Here is a 16,094-nt window from a genome sequence, read left to right as displayed (position 1 = left end):
AGCCAGGACATGACCGATCTTCCTTTGCCCCTGGCCCCTGAGCCCCTGGCTGCGTCCCCTGCCGCATTGGACGAGGCGGCGGTGGTGGCCATGGCTGCAGCACTGATCCAGTCCCGCCAGACCATCCTGCCCAAGCGCCTGGGCGCGCCAGGCCCCGGGCCTGCCGAGCTGGCCGCCATCCTGAATGCGGCGGCCCATGCGCCGGACCATGGCCAGCTGCTGCCCTGGCGCTTTGTGCTGGTGCCCGAGGCTGCGCGCGCCGCACTGGCCGAGGTGTTTGCGCAGGCACTGCTGGAGCGTGACCCCTGCGCCACGTCCGAGCAGTGCGCGCAGGCGCGCGAAAAGGCCTACCGGGCCCCGGTATTGATGCTGGTGGTGGTGGATGGTGAGCGTGGCGACCCCGAAATCGATGCGGCCGAGCGGCTGGTGTCCGCCGGCTGCGCCGTACAGAACATGCTGCTGACGGCTACCGCGCAGGGCTATGGCTCGGCGCTGACCAGCGGCAAGGCGCTCAAGGCGGCCAGCCTGCGTGCGCTGTTTCAGCTGGCGGCTTCCGAGCAGGCCCTGTGCTTCATCAGCATCGGCACCGTGCTGTCCCGCAAAGCGGCGCGTACGCGGCCCCTGGCGAGCGCCTACGTCAGCACACTGGAACCGGACCGGGGCGTGGTGCCCGGGTTCTGACGCTGGCCAACTTCTTTCATTGCGAGATTTTTCATGGACATTTCCAGTTTCGACGATCTGCTGCAGGCCGCGCGCCTGCAGCCCGAACCCCAGCGCCTGTTGTTTGTGTTTGCGGCGGTCGAATTGCCCGACGATGCCACCCCCGCCCAGCGCGCGCGCTTTGAAGCCGGGCAGGGCGGCGCCCTGGTGCCATTGATGTGTGTGGACAAGACGCCGCAAGAGCTGCCCTCGTTTGCCGCGCTGGTGGACGAGGCGCGCCAGTTCACGGCCCCCGGCCACGACTGGGCGATGGTGTTCGCGGCGGCGCTGTCGGGCAGGCTGAACCAGGCACCCAGCAGCGCCGATGCCGAGGCGCCCCTGCAGCGCATGGTCGAGGCCATCAAGGGCGGCGCGCACGGCGCCTACATTCCGTTTGACCGGCAGGGGCAGCCGGTGCGCTTCGGGTAGCCGTGGCCATGGCGAAGTCCTCGTCGGCCTTGCCTGGTTTCAACGCGCCCTCCGTGGGGTTCGAGCAGCCCTTTGCCATGCTGGAGGCCTGCCACGAGCGCGTGCAGCGCACGCTGGCGCTGCTGCAGCGGCTGCGCGCCCATGTGCAGGAGCATGGCGCGGATGTGTCTGCCCAGCAGGCCGCGCGCGACGTGCTGCGCTATTTCGACATCGCGGCGCCCCTGCACCATGAAGACGAGGAGCTGCACGTGTTTCCGCTGCTGCTGGCACAAGCTGCCCCCGACGTGGTGGCGCTGGTGCGGCGCCTGCAGCACGACCACCGCTGCATGGCCACCGACTGGGCTGCCGCACGCCTGGCGCTGCAGGCCCTGGTGGAGGGCCGGCAGGCCGGGTTCAGCGAGGCCGATGGCGCGGCATTCGAACGCTTCATCGGCCGCTACGACCGCCATATTGCGGATGAGGAAACCCTGGCCTACCCCGCGGCGCAGGCCCTGCTGGCTGCACCGGCCCTGGAGGCCATGGGCCGCGAGATGGCGGCCCGGCGCAGAGTGCCAGCGTCCGGACATTGACGCTTCTAAAAGAATAGCTGCTAGCGCTTGTTGGATAACCGCTGGCGCCTGATTTGGCTACAAATTGCCTCGCAAACGGCGATGTCCCCCATGCCCCAAGGCAGGGGCCCGCCAGAAGCGGGCAGCGCTGTGGCAGGGGATACTGGCCGGCTTGTATGCGCAGTCACCTGCTTTTTATCGCCCGTGTGGCAACCACCCTGGCCCTGGCCTGGGCCGCAGCCGCCGTCTGCGTGGCGCTGCACACCCCGCTGCCCTGGATGATTGGCCCGCTGCTGGCCACCGCGCTGCTGTCCATGGGCGGTGCGCCCACCGAAAGCTGGGCGCCGCTGCGCAACGCCGGGCAGTGGTCGATTGGTAGCGCGCTGGGGCTTTATTTCACGCCCCAGGTGGTGGCGCTGGTGGCCAGCCTGTGGTGGGCCATTGCGCTGGGCATCGTCTGGGCGCTGCTGCTGGGCTGGCTGTTTGGCGCCTGGCTGTACCGGCTGCACGCGCCGCGCATGCATGGCGTGCCGGCGTCGATGCTGCGGGCCACCAGCTATTTTTCGGGCGCCATTGGCGCGGCTTCCGAGATGACGCTGCTGGCCGAGCGCGAAAATGCCCGCACCGACCTCGTGGCCGCCAGCCACAGCCTGCGCCTGCTGATCGTCGCCGTGACGATCCCGTTTGCGCTGCAGTGGAGCGGCCTGCACGGTCTGGACATCCTGCCGCCCACCGTGCGCCTGGTGAGCTGGCCTGGGCTGGTACTGCTGGCGCTGCTCACCGGGGCCGGTGCGCTGGCCATGGACCGGCTGGGCCGCGCCAACCCCTGGTTCATGGGCGCGCTGCTGGTGTCGATGGGCTTGGCCATGGCGGGCCTGACGCTGTCGGCCGTGCCCCAGGGGCTGGTCAACGCGGCGCAGCTGGTGATCGGTGTGAGCCTGGGCGTGCGCTTTCGGGCCGATTTTCTGCACACCGCGCCGCGCTGGCTGGCCTCGGTGGCGCTGGGCACGCTGGCGCTGATGGGGGTGTGCGCACTGTTCGCCGGGGCGCTGGCCTGGGCCACCGGGCTGCCCTGGGTGACCCTGCTGCTGGGCACCTCACCCGGCGGCATCACCGAAATGGCCATTACGGCCAAGGTGCTGCAGCTCGGTGTGCCGGTGGTGACGGCGTTTCAGGTGTGCCGCCTGATCGCGGTGCTGATGCTGGTGGAGCCGTTGTTTCGGCGCATTTATCCGCCAGCAGAAAAACCAGCAAGCCTTGCAGAAGAAAGCAGTGCGTAAAAACTGGCGTACCCCCAGACCAGGGATGCCAAGCAAGGGCCGCCCCGCAACGAGGGGGTGTCCCTGCTAATGCACGACGACCGGGTTCTGCGCCAGACCGGCGTAGCGGTCCAGGGCGTCCTCCACCTCTTCCTGGGTGGGGGTGTCGCGTTGCCAGGCCAGGATCTGCTGCTGGAACATTTCGGCCCAGGATCCGTCCAGATACACCTCCTTGCCCGAGCGCTTGTCCACAATCTCAAAGCCGTGACGCGCCAGTTGGGGCTTTGGCGGTGCCGTGTCGTTCAGTGGACCCTCTTTTTGCTCCACGGCATCGGGCAGCATGTGGACCACCACAAAGGAGTCAGAGTCGTAGAGCATGTGCATGGCGTTCCCCCAGTCGATATAGGAATCAGATGACAGCGAGCGGTCAGAGTTCAAGTCCCAAGGTTCCCAGTACCTGATGCTTTGCAGTATTTCACGAAAAACGGCCTGCGCCGGGTTGGCGGGGATTCATCGCCACCGTGGCACCAGCCAGCAACACCCGGGCGATCAGGGTGGGCTGCTGTTGCGCAGGCGCAGGTCGGCAAAGTCGCCGTTGGCCTGGGTCAGGCGGATGCGCGCGGGCATGTAGCCCAGGTCGGGGGCCAGCCACAGTTCGGCCTTCTGGTCGTAGTCGCGGCGCGGCAGGCGCTGCAGCTTCCAGGCCAGCAGGGGGCCGGCGGGCAGGTCCAGCGTTTCCTGCCCCTCGATCGAGAAGGTCCAGCGGTCGGCGCTGCGGGCGCTGGCGGTGGTCAGGGTGACCTGGGTGCCCGGCACAAACCGCCCCGGCTCGGCCGCCAGCATGGCGCCAAGCTGGATGAAGACACTCAGGCGGTCCTGCGCGCCGGGCCCCACGGCCGCCGGCGGGGTGTTGGCGCTGAAGGTGATGCGGCCTTGGGCATGGTCAAAATGGGCGGCCTGCTCGCTGCGCGAACGGTCGGCAAAGCGCTCGGGCTGCAGCCCCTGGGCGGTGATCTGGCCCACGCTGCCCTGGGAGCGGGTGCCCAGCAGAAAGGCGCTGATCTCCTGGCGGGCTTCGTAGCGGTTGCCGTCGTGCCGCCACAACAGCTCGGCGCTGGCGCTGTAGTTGAATTTTTTGGCCTGCCCGCTGACATCAAAGGCCAGGCGCACCGGCACGGGCAGGCGCACGGCGAAACTGGCGGCCTCGCCCGCCGGGCCTGTGGCGCCGCCGGGAGGGCGGATGTCCACGCCAGCGCCCAGGGGGTTGTCCGGGTCCGTGGACGATGGAGTGGCCGGCGCACTGGCGTCGGGCGCAGGGGCGATGGCCACGGCATCGGCATCGGGCTTCCCGGGCATTTCGGCGGCCGGCGTGCCCGCGGTGTCCACCGCCGCGTCGGGCGGTGGGGCTTCGCCCGGGTTGTCGGGCGGCGCTGACGGCATGGGGGGTGGTGCGGTGGCTGCCTTCGCTGCATGCTGCGTCGCCGGTGGTGCAGCGGGTTTCTTGCGTGCCGTCGCAGGGCGGGCAGGCGCGGGAGGCGCAGGCGGTGCGGGGGGCACCGCTGCCGGTGGCGTGGGGGCAATGCTGCGCGTGCTGAAGACCTGTGCAGCGGGGGGCGTGGACGGGCTGCTGTCCCAGGCCATGGGCATGCCCTGCAGCACCAGCCAGTGCAGTGCCAGCACCAGGGCGGTCAATACAAAGAGTGGCCGGCGTGGCATGGCGGGGCTCCGGCAGGCGTCAGGCGCGGACCGCACCCAGGTGCTGCGGCAGCTGGGCGGTCTGGGGCCGCGCTTCCTGCCGCGGGAAACGGACCTCTGCGGACCGGGTGCCTGCACGTTCTTTGTTCATTCACGCCAAAAAATTGCGAGTTTTGTTCAGTCGAATCCATTGAACCCGGCGTAATCTCGTGGTTTGCGCGTCATTGACGCCATTTTGATTGAGATGAAGGTGCTTTCCCCATGAAACTCGCTACCTACAAAGACGGGTCACGCGACGGCCAATTGGTTGTCGTCTCCCGTGACCTGGGCACGGCCCATTATGCGACCGGCATTGCCAGCAAGCTGCAGCAGGTGCTGGACGACTGGGGCTTCCTGTCGCCCCAGTTGCAGGACCTGTACGACCAGCTCAACGCAGGCCGCGCGCGCCACGCTTTTCCCTTCGACCCGGCCCAGTGCATGGCTCCGCTGCCGCGCGCCTACCAGTGGGCGGATGGCTCGGCCTACATCAACCACGTTGAACTGGTTCGAAAAGCCCGCAACTCCGAGGTTCCCGAGAGCTTTTACACCGATCCGCTGATGTACCAGGGCGGCAGCGATGATTTCATGGGGCCCTGCGACGACGTGGTGGTGCCCAGCGAGGCCATGGGCATCGATTTCGAGGCCGAGATCGCCGTCATCACGGGCGACGTGAAGATGGGCAGCAACGCCGACCAGGCGCTGGACGGTATCCGCCTGGTGATGATTGCCAACGACGTAAGCCTGCGCAACCTGATCCCGGCCGAGCTGGCCAAGGGTTTTGGCTTTTTCCAGGCGAAGCCCGCCACCGCCTTCGGCCCCGTGGCCGTGACGCTGGACGAGCTGGGCGACGCCTGGGACCACGGCCGCGTGCACCTCACCGTGCAATCCACCTGGAACGGCCGCAAGGTCGGCATGTGCGACGCCGGCCCCGAGATGACCTTCCACTTCGGCCAGCTCATCGCGCACATCGCCAAGACGCGCAATGTGCGCGCGGGCTCCATCGTGGGCAGTGGCACCGTCAGCAACAAGGGCGTGGAGCAGAACGGCCGCACCGAATGGCCCAAGGGCTACAGCTGCATCGCCGAAAAGCGCTGCATCGAGACCATCCAGGACGGCAAGCCCAGCACCGAATTCATGAAGTTCGGCGACACCATCCGCATCGAGGCCAAGGGCAAGGACGGTGCGAGCATCTTCGGCGCCATCGACCAGACCATTGCATCGCCTGCGGGTGGATGAGTGGTGGCGCCATTTTGAGGAAAAATGGCTGTGGCGCTTGTTTGAAAAGCGCTTGCAGCTATTTTTCCAGGCGCCCACTGTCGGGCCACGCCGCAGGGCAGGCCGGCGGACGCAAGGGTTTTGTCCTGGGCGACAGGGGTGCAGGCGGCTTCGCGCGGACAATGACCAGTCCGTCCACCGGGCTTGCTTGCCTGGTGGTTTTTTCCCTCACTGCCCTGCGTTCCTGCCGCCTGCCGGGCCATCCGGCGCGGCAAGGGGCGCGGTGCGCCAACATTCCATTGCCATGCTGAATTTCGACTTCCACAACCCCACCCACATCGTTTTCGGCCAGGGCCGCATCGCCGACCTGGCCAAGCTGGTGCCCGCAGCGGCCAAGGTGCTGATCCTGGTGGGCGGCGCCAGTGCCGAAAAGACCGGCACGCTGGCCGAAGTGCGCACCGCGCTGGGCGAGCGCCCGCACGCCACCTTCAGCGGCATCGAACCCAACCCGAGCTTCGAAACCTCGATGAAGGCCGTCGAGCAGATCCGTGCCGGCGGCTTCGACTTTCTGCTGGCCGTGGGCGGTGGCTCGGTGATCGATGCCACCAAGTTCATCGCCGCCGCCGTGCACTTTGAGGGCGATGCCTGGTCCATCCTGGAAAAGCGCGGCCGCAACATCACCCAGGCCGTGCCCTTTGGCGCCGTGCTCACGCTGCCTGCCACGGGCTCGGAGATGAACAACGGCGGCGTCATCACGCACCGCGCCAAGGGTGCCAAGCTGGCCTTCAGCAGCGTGCACAGCTACCCGAAGTTCTCGGTGCTCGATCCCACCAAGACCTACACGCTGCCGCCGCAGCAACTGGCCAATGGCGTGGTCGATGCGTTCGTGCACACGGTCGAGCAGTACCTGACCTACCCGGTCAACGCGCCCGTGCAGGACCGCTTTGCCGAAGGCCTCTTGCAGACGCTGATCGAGGTGGGCCCGCGCCTGCTGACGGCGCAGGAGCCCGTGTACGACGACCGCGCCAACCTGATGTGGGCCGCCACCATGGCGCTCAACGGCCTGATCGGCGCCGGCGTGCCGCAGGACTGGGCCACGCACATGATCGGCCACGAGCTCACCGCGCTGCACGGCATCGACCATGCGCGCACCTTGGCCATCGTGCTGCCCGCGCTGCTGAATGAGCGCCGGGGCCCGAAGCGCGCCAAGCTGCTGCAGTACGGCGAGCGCGTGTGGGGCATCACCACCGGCACGGAGGATGAGCGCATCACCGCCGCCATCGAGCGCACGCGCGCCTTCTTTGAAAGCATGGGTATCGCCACGCGCCTGTCGGGCCATGGCCTGGGCGCGGAGGTGGTGGACACCGTGGTGGCCCAGCTCGAAGCGCATGGCATGGTGCAGCTGGGCGAGCAGCGCGAGATCACGCCCGCCGTGAGCCGCCGTATCCTGGAAGCCGCGCTGTAAGAGCCTGTTTGCGATCCCCTGGGAGATCGTAAACAGGCTCTAACCGGCCGGGGGCGGGATATTGACCTTTTGAGCAGGGCAGGTTTTGGCGGGTGATTTAAAGTGAGCGCCTATCTTGCGGGAGAGAGGGGCGCAACCCGCCTCCGCCGAAGGCGCAAACTCCCATCATCGCTCAGGCAAGCCGGACCGCAGGAGACCATCGCCGACTGGAGAGAGGCCGCAGCCCTGCGCAATGCAGGCGGGGGTCCACCGAAGGGGCAGGCTGCCCAGGCAGCCGAAACTCTCAGGTAAAAGGACAGGGGGAGCGGCGCCGCAGGCCCGTCATGGCACGGGCCCTGCTCTCGCCAGAGTTCCCCCTGATGCCCCCATCGTCGTCTGTTGCCGCGCCTGCCCCTTCGCCCCAAAAGCACCCGATCCTGAAATTTCTCGCGGGTTTTTTCCTGGGGCTGGTCGTGGCCGGCAGTGCGGGTGGGGCCTATGTGCTGCACATGGTGTGGCAGCAGCTGCCGGAGGTGGACCACCTGGCCGACTACGATCCCATGTTGCCGATGCGCATCTATGCCAGGGACGGCACGCTGCTGGCGGAATATGGTGAGGAGCGCCGGGAATTCGTGCCGATAGGGCAGATCCCGCTGCAGATGCGCCAGGCCCTGCTGGCCATCGAAGATGCCCGCTTTTATGAACATGGCGCGGTGGACTTCGCCGGGTTGGCGCGCGCTGCGCTGCGCAATGTGGTATCGGGGGAGCATGCCCAGGGGGCCAGCACCATCACGATGCAGGTGGCGCGGGTGTTCTTTCTGAGCCGCGTCAAAACCTACAGCCGCAAGCTCATGGAAGTCTTGCTGGCCTACAAACTCGAAGCCACCTACAGCAAGGACAAGATCCTGGAGCTGTACATGAACCAGATCTATCTGGGCGAGCGTGCCTATGGCTTTGCGGCCGCGGCGTCGGTGTACTTCGACAAGACACTGGACGAGCTGACGGTGGCCGAAGCCGCCGTGCTGGCCGGGCTGCCCAAGGCGCCGTCGGCGTACAACCCCGTGGTGAACCGCGAGCGCGCCATCATCCGCCAGCAGTACATCCTGCAGCGCATGCACGAACTGGGCTATCTGGATGCGCCCGCCTACCAGGAGGCGCGGACACAGGCGCTGACGCTGCGAACGCAATACCGTTCCATCGAGCCGGCAGCCGCCTTTGCCGTGGAACAGGCCCGCAAGATGGTGCTGGAGCAGTACGGTGAAGCGGCGTATGCGCTGGGCCTGGATGTCGTCACCACCCTCAGCGTTCCCGCGCAGCGCGCGGCCACGCGTGCGCTGCGCGCGGGCATTCTGGGCGCGCAGGATGCCCGCGGCTATGCCGGCCCCGAGGGGCGCATCCAGGGCGCTGTGCCGTCCGACGAACCCAAAGCCCTGCGCGCCGCGCTGGCGCCCTATCGCGACAGCGGAGAACTGCGTGCCGCCCTGGTGCATGCGGCGTCCGAGGCCGAGGGCATTGCCGCGTGGCTGCGCGATGGCACGCCGGTGCGGATACCGCGCAGCCGGCTCAGCGCCAGCGCACGTGCCGCCCTCAAGCCCGATGCGCCAGCGCGGCAGCGCATAGCGCCGGGCGCGGTGATTCGCGTCGTGGCCGATGCCCGCCAAAGGTGGGATTTGGGCCAGTTGCCGGGCATGGAGGGCGCGCTGGTCTCCATGGACACGGAAACCGGCGATATCCTGGCGCTCACGGGGGGCTTCGACTACGCCTTCAACCAGTTCGACCATGCCGTGCAGGCCTTTCGCCAGCCGGGCTCGACCTTCAAGCCGTTCATCTATTCGGCGGCGCTGGAAAAGGGCTATGCCCCGGGCACCTTGATCGACGATACACAGCGTGTCGTAACCCCTGCCGCCCGCGGCCGCCCCGCCTGGAGCCCGCGCAACTACGGCGGCAACTACGAGGGCTTCATCACCGCGCGGCGCGGCCTGGTGCGCTCCAAGAACCTGGTGGCCGTCAACCTGATGGACGCGGCCGGGGTTCAGTACGTGCAGGAGTTCGCCACCCGCTTCGGCTTCTTGCCCGAACGCAATCCGCCCCGGCTGCCGCTGGCCCTGGGGGCGGGCGCCATCACGCCGCTGCAGCTGACGCAGGCCTATGCCGTGTTTGCCAACGGCGGCACCCTGGTGCAGCCCCGGCTGATCCACCAGGTGAGCGAGCGCGGTGGCGCGGTGCTGTATGCAGCGAACGCGCCATCGCCCCGTGCGACCGTGGTGTCCGAGCGCAATGCCTTCGTGCTGGACAGCATGCTGCGCGACGTGGTGCAGCACGGCACGGGCCGGCGTGCGAAGGCGCTGGGCCGCCCCGATGTGGCCGGCAAGACCGGCACCTCCAACGATGCGCGGGATGTGTGGTTTGCCGGCTACTCATCGGGCGTGGCCTCTGTCGTGTGGATGGGCTACGACCAGCCGCGCAGCCTGGGCCGGCACACCGGGGGCACCCTGGCCCTGCCCGTGTGGACAGAGTACATGGCCGAGGCGGTGCGGGGGCGCACGCCGGTATCGCGCACCCTGCCGCTGGACCTGATGCGCTTCGGCGAGGACTATGTGTACCCGGAATACGTCTTCGGGACCTGCGTGGATGACCGCAAGGCCTTTGTCCAAAGCCCCTTCGAGTGCGGTCCGGACGGGCGCCGCCCAAGGGCGGGAAATTCTGCCGATATGGGGTAAGAGTGGCCGATGGCGCTTGATATGTAAGCGCCAATAGCTATAAATACAGGAGTATTTTTAAGGCAAGAAAGGCAACGCACCGTCAGGCCGGCACGGCGTGGGCCTCCACCTCCACCAGGCAGTCGTAGAACGTCGGCGCCCGCCCCAGGTCGGTCAGGGCCTGGCTGGTGACCTCGTTTACATTCGTCCCATCCAGCCCCAGCTTGCGCCACCAGATGCCCAGGCCGTTCACAACCCCGGGCCGCGCGCGGCGCGAGACGGTGGCGTGGCACAGGTAGCTGCCCCGGTCGTTGAAAACGCGCACCACGGCGCCATCGGCAATGCCGCGTGTGGCGGCGTCATCGGGGTGGATCTCCAGCACCGGGCGACCCTCGATGGCGCGCAGGCTCTGCACGTTGACGAAGGTGGAGTTCAGAAAATTGCGCGCCGGCGGCGAGATCATGGCCAGCGGGTAGCGGGCGTCGGTGCCCTGCAGCTCGTGGTTGGGCAGGTGGTCGGGCAGGCCGTCCAGGCCCTGCGCGGCCAGGCGGGCGCTGAAGAATTCGCACTTGCCGCTGGGCGTGGGAAAGCCGCCTTCGGCAAACGGCGCATCGGGCAGCGCCAGTGTGGCAAAGCCCTGGGTTTCGAGCAGCGCGTAGTCCACGGCGTCGCCAAAGGCCTGGCGGCACAGGGCTTCGTCGCTGTCGGCAAAGCAGGGCTCGGTGAAGCCCATGCGCGCGGCCAGGTCGCGGAAGATCTGCGCGTTGCTGCGCGCCTGGCCCCGGGGCGCAATGGCCGGGCGGTTGAGCAGCACGTCGGTGTGGCCGTAGGCCAGGTGCACGTCGCGGTGCTCCAGCTGCGTGGTGGCGGGCAGGATGTAGTCGGCATAGTCCGCCGTGTCGGTGCGGAAATGCTCCAGCACCACGGTGAACAGGTCTTCGCGCGCGAAGCCGCGCACCACCTTGCTGGAGTCGGGCGCCACGGCCACGGGGTTGCTGTTGTAGACCACCAGGGCCTCGATGCGGGGGCCAAAGCCGGGCGCGGTGTCGCGCAGCAGGTCGTCGCCAATCTGCACCATGTTGAGCATGCGCGGTGTGCGCGCGGGCATCAGGTCGGGGCGCTGCAGCACCGCGCGCTGCACCGGGAACTGGCCCGAGCTCGACAGCAGCATGCCGCCGGCGCGGTGGCGCCAGGCGCCCGTCAGCGCGGGCAGGCAGGCCACGGCGCGCACCGCGTTGCCGCCGCCGCGCACGCGCTGCATGCCGTAGTTCAGGCGGATGGCGGCGGGCTGGGTGGTGCCGTAGTCCTGGGCCAGCTGGCGGATCTGCTCCACCGGTACACCGCAGACCTCGGCGGCGCGCTCGGGCGGCCATTGCAGGGCGCGCTCGCGCAGCTGGTCCCAGCCCAGGGTGTATTGGGCGATGTAGTCGGGGTCCAGCCAGTCGTTCTGGATCAGCTCGTGCATCAGCGCCAGGGCCAGCGCGGCATCGGTGCCGGGGCGGAGCTGGATGTGCTCATGGCATTTGTCGGCGGTCTCGGTCTTGCGTGGGTCGATGCACACCAGCCGGGCACCATTGCGCTTGGCCTGCTGGGCATAGCGCCAGAAATGCAGGTTGCTGCCAATCGAGTTGCTGCCCCAGATGAGGATGAGCCTGGATTCGGCGAAGAATTCCACCTTCATGCCCAGCTTGCCGCCCAGGGTCTGCACCAGTGCTTCGGCACCGGCCGAGGCGCAGATGGTGCGGTCGAGCTGCGAGGCGCCCAGGCGGTGAAAGAAGCGCCGGTCCATGCTCTCGCCCTGCACCAGGCCCATGGTACCGGCGTAGCTGTAGGGCAGGATGGCTTCGGGGGCGCGTGCCGCAATGCTTTGCAGGCGCTGCGCGATGTCGGCCAGTGCCTCGTCCCAGCCCACCGGGGCAAACTGCCCGCTGCCCTTGGGGCCGGTGCGCCTGAGCGGGGTGAGGATGCGCTCGGGGTGGTAGCTGCGCTCGGTGTATTTCGACACCTTGGCGCACAGCACGCCGTCGGTGTGCGGGTGGTCGGGGTTGCCCTGCACGCGGGTGGCCACGCCGTTTTCCACGGTGGTGATCAGGGCGCAGGTATCGGGGCAGTCGTGGGGGCAGGCCCCACGCACCTGCGCCTGTATCGGCGCAGGCTGTGGGGTATTTGCGGTAGAAGACGGGGGCATACGGTGGGTGGTCGTTAAACTGGCAGAAGGGGGTGATCGAAGCGTGCATATCTTGCGCCAGATCCAGGGAGACTGCGCGCCGGCAGCGCAGGGGGATCGCCCTCGATTCACAAGAAAAGAGATTTCACCATGAACCAATCCGTCATCGGGCGCAGACAATTTTCGGTGGGCCTGGGCGCAGCAGCGCTGGGTGGCTTCAATCTGGCCCGGGCGCAGGGCGAGGGCCGCATCGTGCTGGGGCAGTCGGCCGCCTTCACGGGCCCCGCGGCGCAGCTGGGTATCCAGTTCAACCTGGGGGCCAAGCTCTTTTTCGACCGGCTCAACGCCCAGGGCGGCGTGGGCCGGCGCATGGTGGAAATTCGCACCATGGACGACGGCTACGAACCCGACCGCTGCGCCGAAAACACCCGAAAGCTCATTGCCGACGATGTGTTCGCGCTGTTTGGCTACATCGGCACGCCCACCAGCCTGGCGGCACTGCCGATTTTCACCCAGGCCAAGGTGCCGTTTTTTGGCCCCTTCACGGGCGCCGAGGCCCTGCGCCAGCCCTTCAACCGCCTGATTTTCCATGTGCGCGCGTCCTACTACGACGAAACCGCGCTCATCGTGCGCCAGCTCACCAACCTGGGGCTCAAGAAGATCGCGGTGTTCTACCAGAACGATGCCTACGGCAAGGCCGGGCTCGATGGCGTGACCCGGGCCCTGGCCGATCTCAAGCTGGCCCCGGTGGCCACGGCCACGGTGGAGCGCAATTCGTCCGATGTGAGGGCTGCGGTGGACAAACTGGTGCCCGCCATACCCGACGCGGTGGTGCAGATTTCGGCCTATGGTGCCAGCGCGGCTTTTGTGCGCGCTGCGCGCAAGGCGGGCTTTGGCGGCACCTTCTACAACGTGTCGTTTGTGGGCACGCAGGCGCTGGCCGATGAGCTGGGCAAGGATGGCGCGGGCGTGGTGGTGTCGCAGGTCGTGCCATCGCCCTACCAGCCCTCGCGTCCGATCACGCGCGAGTTTCTGGACGCCATCAAGAAGGGCGGCGACAAGGTGCAGGCCAACTACTCCAGCCTGGAAGGGTATCTGGCGGCCCGTGTTTTCACCGAGGGCCTGCGCCAGGGGCTGGTTGGCGGCAAGCTCACCCCTGACAGCTTCATTACAGGCCTCGAATCCCTGGGTTCGCAGGTGATTTCCGGGTTTCCGGTCTCCTTCAGCGCATCGGACCACACGGCATCGCATTTTGTGGAAATGTCGATGCTGACCGGCGACGGGCGCGTGCGGACCTGACGCAACGTCGCGGCCCGTCGCGCCGCGTGCGGGTTGCGGTGTCTCTAGGCCAGCGTGCTGGTGCGCGCGAGGCCTTGCATGAACGCCTCGCAGCGCACCAGTTGCGCGAGGCTCACGTATTCATCCGGCTGGTGCGCCTGCTGGATGCTGCCGGGCCCGCACACCACGGTAGAGATGCCGGCGTTCTTGAACAGCCCGGCCTCGGTGCCAAAGGCCACGAGCGCCGTGCCTTTCTCGCCGGTCAGTTCCTGCGCCAGGCGTGTCACCGGGTCGTCCTTGCTGCCCAGAAAGCTGGGGATCTCGCAGATGGTCTCGAACGCGATGCCTGCCGTGGGCGCCACTTTCTTCATGGCCGGCTCCAGCGACTGGGCATAGGCCACCACCTCGGCCTGCATCTGCGCGGCATTGGCGGTGGGCAGGTCGCGAAACTCGTAGCGGAACTCGGCATCGCGCGGTACCACGTTGTCGGCAATGCCACCGTGAAACTGGCCCACGCTGGCCGTGGAAAAGGGCACGTCAAAGCCTTCGAAGCGCGGCCCATGGCGCTCGAATCCCGCGGCCATGTCGCGCACGCGGCCCACCACGCGCGCTGCCATCTCGATGGCGTTGACCGAATGCGGCGTGAGCGATGAATGCGCCTCCTTGCCGCGCACGCAGCACCGGTAGCGGTACACACCCTTGTGGGCGATGGCGGGGACCATGCGGGTGGGTTCGCCCACGATGCAGGCCAGCGGGCGGATGCCGGCGTCGCGCAGGTCGGCAATCAGCTCTTTGACGCCAAAGCAGCCGATCTCTTCCTCGTAGCTGAACGCCAGATGGATGGCAAACGGCGCATTGCTGTTCAGAAAATGTTCGGCCTGCGACAGGGCAATGCCGATGAAAGCCTTCATGTCGGCACTGCCGCGGCCGTAGAGGCTGGCGCCCTCGGGGCCGTTTTGCACCACGGCGCCCAGCGGGTCCACGCTCCAGTCCTGGCCGTCCCAGGGCACGGTGTCGGTGTGGCCCGACAGGATCACTCCGGCAGGCTTGCCTTCGCCCAGCGTGGCAAACAGGTTGGCCTTGGTCCTGTCGGCGTTGAAGGTGAGGCGGCTTTGAACACCCAGCCGGGCCAGATGGTCGCGGATGAAGTGGATCAGCTCCAGGTTGGAGTGGTGGCTGACGGTGTTCATGCGCACCAGGGTCTGCGCAAGTTCGAGGGCGTGGGTGGATGGCGTCATGTGGCGGTGCAGATAAACCCCCTGTAGCGAAGACCGTGGAGCGGGGCTAGACTGTCTTGGTCGCAAGGATACACATCATGAAAGTTATCGATTCCATCGTCACCCAGGCCGCCAGCATTGCTGCCGTGCGCCGGGACATCCACGCCTACCCCGAGCTGTGTTTTGAAGAGCTGCGCACCGCCGATGTGGTGGCGCAAAAGCTCACCGAATGGGGCATCCCCATCCACCGCGGGCTGGGCAAGACCGGCGTGGTCGGCATCGTGAAGGGGCGCGATGGCGGCGCCAGCGGCCAGGCCATCGGCCTGCGCGCCGACATGGACGCCTTGCCCATGCAGGAGTTCAACACCTTCGCACATGCCAGCCAGCACCCCGGCAAGATGCACGCCTGCGGCCACGATGGCCACACGGCCATGCTGCTGGCGGCGGCGCAGCACTTTGCCACGCACCGCAACTTTGACGGCACCGTGTACCTGATCTTTCAGCCGGCCGAGGAGGGCGGTGGTGGTGCGCGCGTGATGATCGAAGACGGCCTGTTCGCGCAGTTCCCCATGCAGGCCGTGTTCGGCATGCACAACTGGCCCGGCATGCCTGTCGGCACCATGGCCGTGAGTGCCGGGCCGGTGATGGCGTCCAGCAACGAGTTCAAGATCACCATCCGCGGCAAGGGCGGCCATGCGGCGCTGCCGCACACCGGCATCGACCCCGTGCCCATTGCCTGCCAGATGGTGCAGGGCTTTCAGACCATCATCAGCCGCAACAAGAAGCCGGTGGATGCCGGCGTGATCTCGGTCACCATGATCCATGCCGGCGAGGCCACCAATGTGGTGCCCGACCACTGCGAACTGCAGGGCACGGTGCGCACCTTCCGGCCCGAGGTGCTGGACCTGATCGAGGCGCGCATGCAGCAGGTGGCCGAGCACACCTGCGCCGCGCACGAGGCCACCTGTGCGTTCGAGTTTGTGCGCAACTACCCGGCCACCGTGAACTCGCCTGCCGAGGCTGAATTCGCCCGCAAGGTCATGGTTGGCATCGTGGGTGAAGAACATGTGGTCGCCCAGGAGCCCACCATGGGCGCCGAGGACTTTGCCTACATGCTGCAGGCCAAGCCCGGTGCGTATTGCTTCATCGCCAACGGCGATGGCGCGCACCGCGAGATGGGCCATGGCGGCGGGCCCTGCACGCTGCACAACCCGAGCTACGACTTCAATGACGACCTGATCCCGCTGGGCGCCACCTACTGGGTGCGGCTGGCCGAGGAGTGGCTGGCAGCGGCCCGCAGCTGACGGGCGCGAGGCTGCCGGTGCGCCGGGTGCTGCCGCGGAAAGTGCGCGCGTGTTCCCCCGGCGGCCTCGCCGTCACCCTCCTGTTGTCACCTGTTCAGGAC

Annotated in this window: 13 protein-coding genes and 1 riboswitch; of the genes, 9 read left to right on the top strand and 4 right to left on the bottom strand. The window is 67.6% G+C overall.

Annotated elements, in window-relative coordinates:
* Positions 1-9: 9 nt before the first annotated feature.
* From K225_RS0109960 to K225_RS0109945, 4 genes are all read left to right on the top strand, one after another.
* Positions 10-681 carry a nitroreductase family protein gene (locus tag K225_RS0109960; protein ID WP_026436266.1) on the top strand — a complete coding sequence of 224 codons (672 nt, stop codon included), beginning with the start codon at positions 10-12 and terminating at the stop codon, positions 679-681.
* A gap of 33 nt (positions 682-714) precedes the next feature.
* On the top strand, positions 715-1,128 hold the full coding sequence (locus K225_RS0109955; protein ID WP_026436265.1) for a hypothetical protein: 414 nt from the start codon (positions 715-717) through the stop codon (positions 1,126-1,128).
* Between the two features lie 8 nt (positions 1,129-1,136).
* The gene (locus K225_RS0109950) at positions 1,137-1,697 is read left to right on the top strand and encodes a hemerythrin domain-containing protein (protein WP_034712347.1); all 561 of its coding nucleotides are present in this window, start codon (positions 1,137-1,139) and stop codon (positions 1,695-1,697) included.
* Positions 1,698-1,852: 155 nt separating this feature from the next.
* On the top strand, positions 1,853-2,956 hold the full coding sequence (locus K225_RS0109945; RefSeq protein WP_026436263.1) for an AbrB family transcriptional regulator: 1,104 nt from the start codon (positions 1,853-1,855) through the stop codon (positions 2,954-2,956).
* A gap of 66 nt (positions 2,957-3,022) precedes the next feature.
* On the opposite strand, the gene K225_RS0109940 is transcribed toward K225_RS0109945, so the two are convergent.
* Both K225_RS0109940 and K225_RS0109935 read right to left on the bottom strand, forming a co-directional pair.
* Positions 3,023-3,319, bottom strand: coding sequence for a DUF3567 domain-containing protein (locus K225_RS0109940; protein WP_026436262.1), 297 nt, complete (start codon positions 3,317-3,319; stop codon positions 3,023-3,025).
* A 165-nt stretch (positions 3,320-3,484) separates the two neighbouring features.
* A complete protein-coding gene (locus tag K225_RS0109935; protein ID WP_026436261.1) occupies positions 3,485-4,651 on the bottom strand; it encodes a DUF3108 domain-containing protein in 1,167 nt (388 codons plus the stop codon).
* Positions 4,652-4,891: 240 nt separating this feature from the next.
* Between K225_RS0109935 and K225_RS0109925 the strand changes: the two genes are divergently transcribed.
* The 3 genes from K225_RS0109925 to K225_RS0109915 all read left to right on the top strand — a co-directional run bounded on the left by K225_RS0109925 (position 4,892) and on the right by K225_RS0109915 (position 10,048).
* Complete coding sequence (locus tag K225_RS0109925; RefSeq protein WP_026436260.1) at positions 4,892-5,905, top strand: fumarylacetoacetate hydrolase family protein; 1,014 nt, start codon at positions 4,892-4,894, stop codon at positions 5,903-5,905.
* 283 nt (positions 5,906-6,188) lie between these two features.
* A complete protein-coding gene (locus tag K225_RS0109920) occupies positions 6,189-7,349 on the top strand; it encodes an iron-containing alcohol dehydrogenase (RefSeq protein WP_026436259.1) in 1,161 nt (386 codons plus the stop codon).
* 108 nt (positions 7,350-7,457) lie between these two features.
* A riboswitch (glycine riboswitch) is annotated at positions 7,458-7,548 on the top strand.
* Positions 7,549-7,672: 124 nt separating this feature from the next.
* Positions 7,673-10,048: a penicillin-binding protein 1A gene (locus K225_RS0109915; RefSeq protein ID WP_238323214.1), complete on the top strand. Its 2,376-nt coding sequence runs from the start codon at positions 7,673-7,675 to the stop codon at positions 10,046-10,048.
* Between the two features lie 82 nt (positions 10,049-10,130).
* On the opposite strand, the gene K225_RS0109910 is transcribed toward K225_RS0109915, so the two are convergent.
* A complete protein-coding gene (locus tag K225_RS0109910; RefSeq protein ID WP_026436257.1) occupies positions 10,131-12,215 on the bottom strand; it encodes a molybdopterin-dependent oxidoreductase in 2,085 nt (694 codons plus the stop codon).
* A gap of 129 nt (positions 12,216-12,344) precedes the next feature.
* Here K225_RS0109910 and K225_RS0109905 point away from each other — a divergent pair, with 129 nt between their 5' ends.
* The gene (locus K225_RS0109905) at positions 12,345-13,493 is read left to right on the top strand and encodes an ABC transporter substrate-binding protein (protein WP_026436256.1); all 1,149 of its coding nucleotides are present in this window, start codon (positions 12,345-12,347) and stop codon (positions 13,491-13,493) included.
* Positions 13,494-13,537: 44 nt separating this feature from the next.
* Here K225_RS0109905 and argE read toward each other — a convergent pair whose 3' ends face one another.
* A complete protein-coding gene (gene argE, locus K225_RS0109900; protein WP_026436255.1) occupies positions 13,538-14,710 on the bottom strand; it encodes an acetylornithine deacetylase in 1,173 nt (390 codons plus the stop codon).
* A 77-nt stretch (positions 14,711-14,787) separates the two neighbouring features.
* Here argE and K225_RS0109895 point away from each other — a divergent pair, with 77 nt between their 5' ends.
* Positions 14,788-15,993, top strand: coding sequence for a M20 aminoacylase family protein (locus tag K225_RS0109895; RefSeq protein ID WP_026436254.1), 1,206 nt, complete (start codon positions 14,788-14,790; stop codon positions 15,991-15,993).
* Positions 15,994-16,094: the final 101 nt, after the last annotated feature.

Origin of the sequence: Acidovorax sp. JHL-9, assembly GCF_000426205.1 — a bacterium.
GTDB classification, from domain to species: domain Bacteria; phylum Pseudomonadota; class Gammaproteobacteria; order Burkholderiales; family Burkholderiaceae_C; genus Acidovorax; species Acidovorax soli.
The sequence above is the reverse complement of the archived record's forward strand: the minus strand, read 5'-3'. Positions and strand labels throughout refer to the sequence as shown.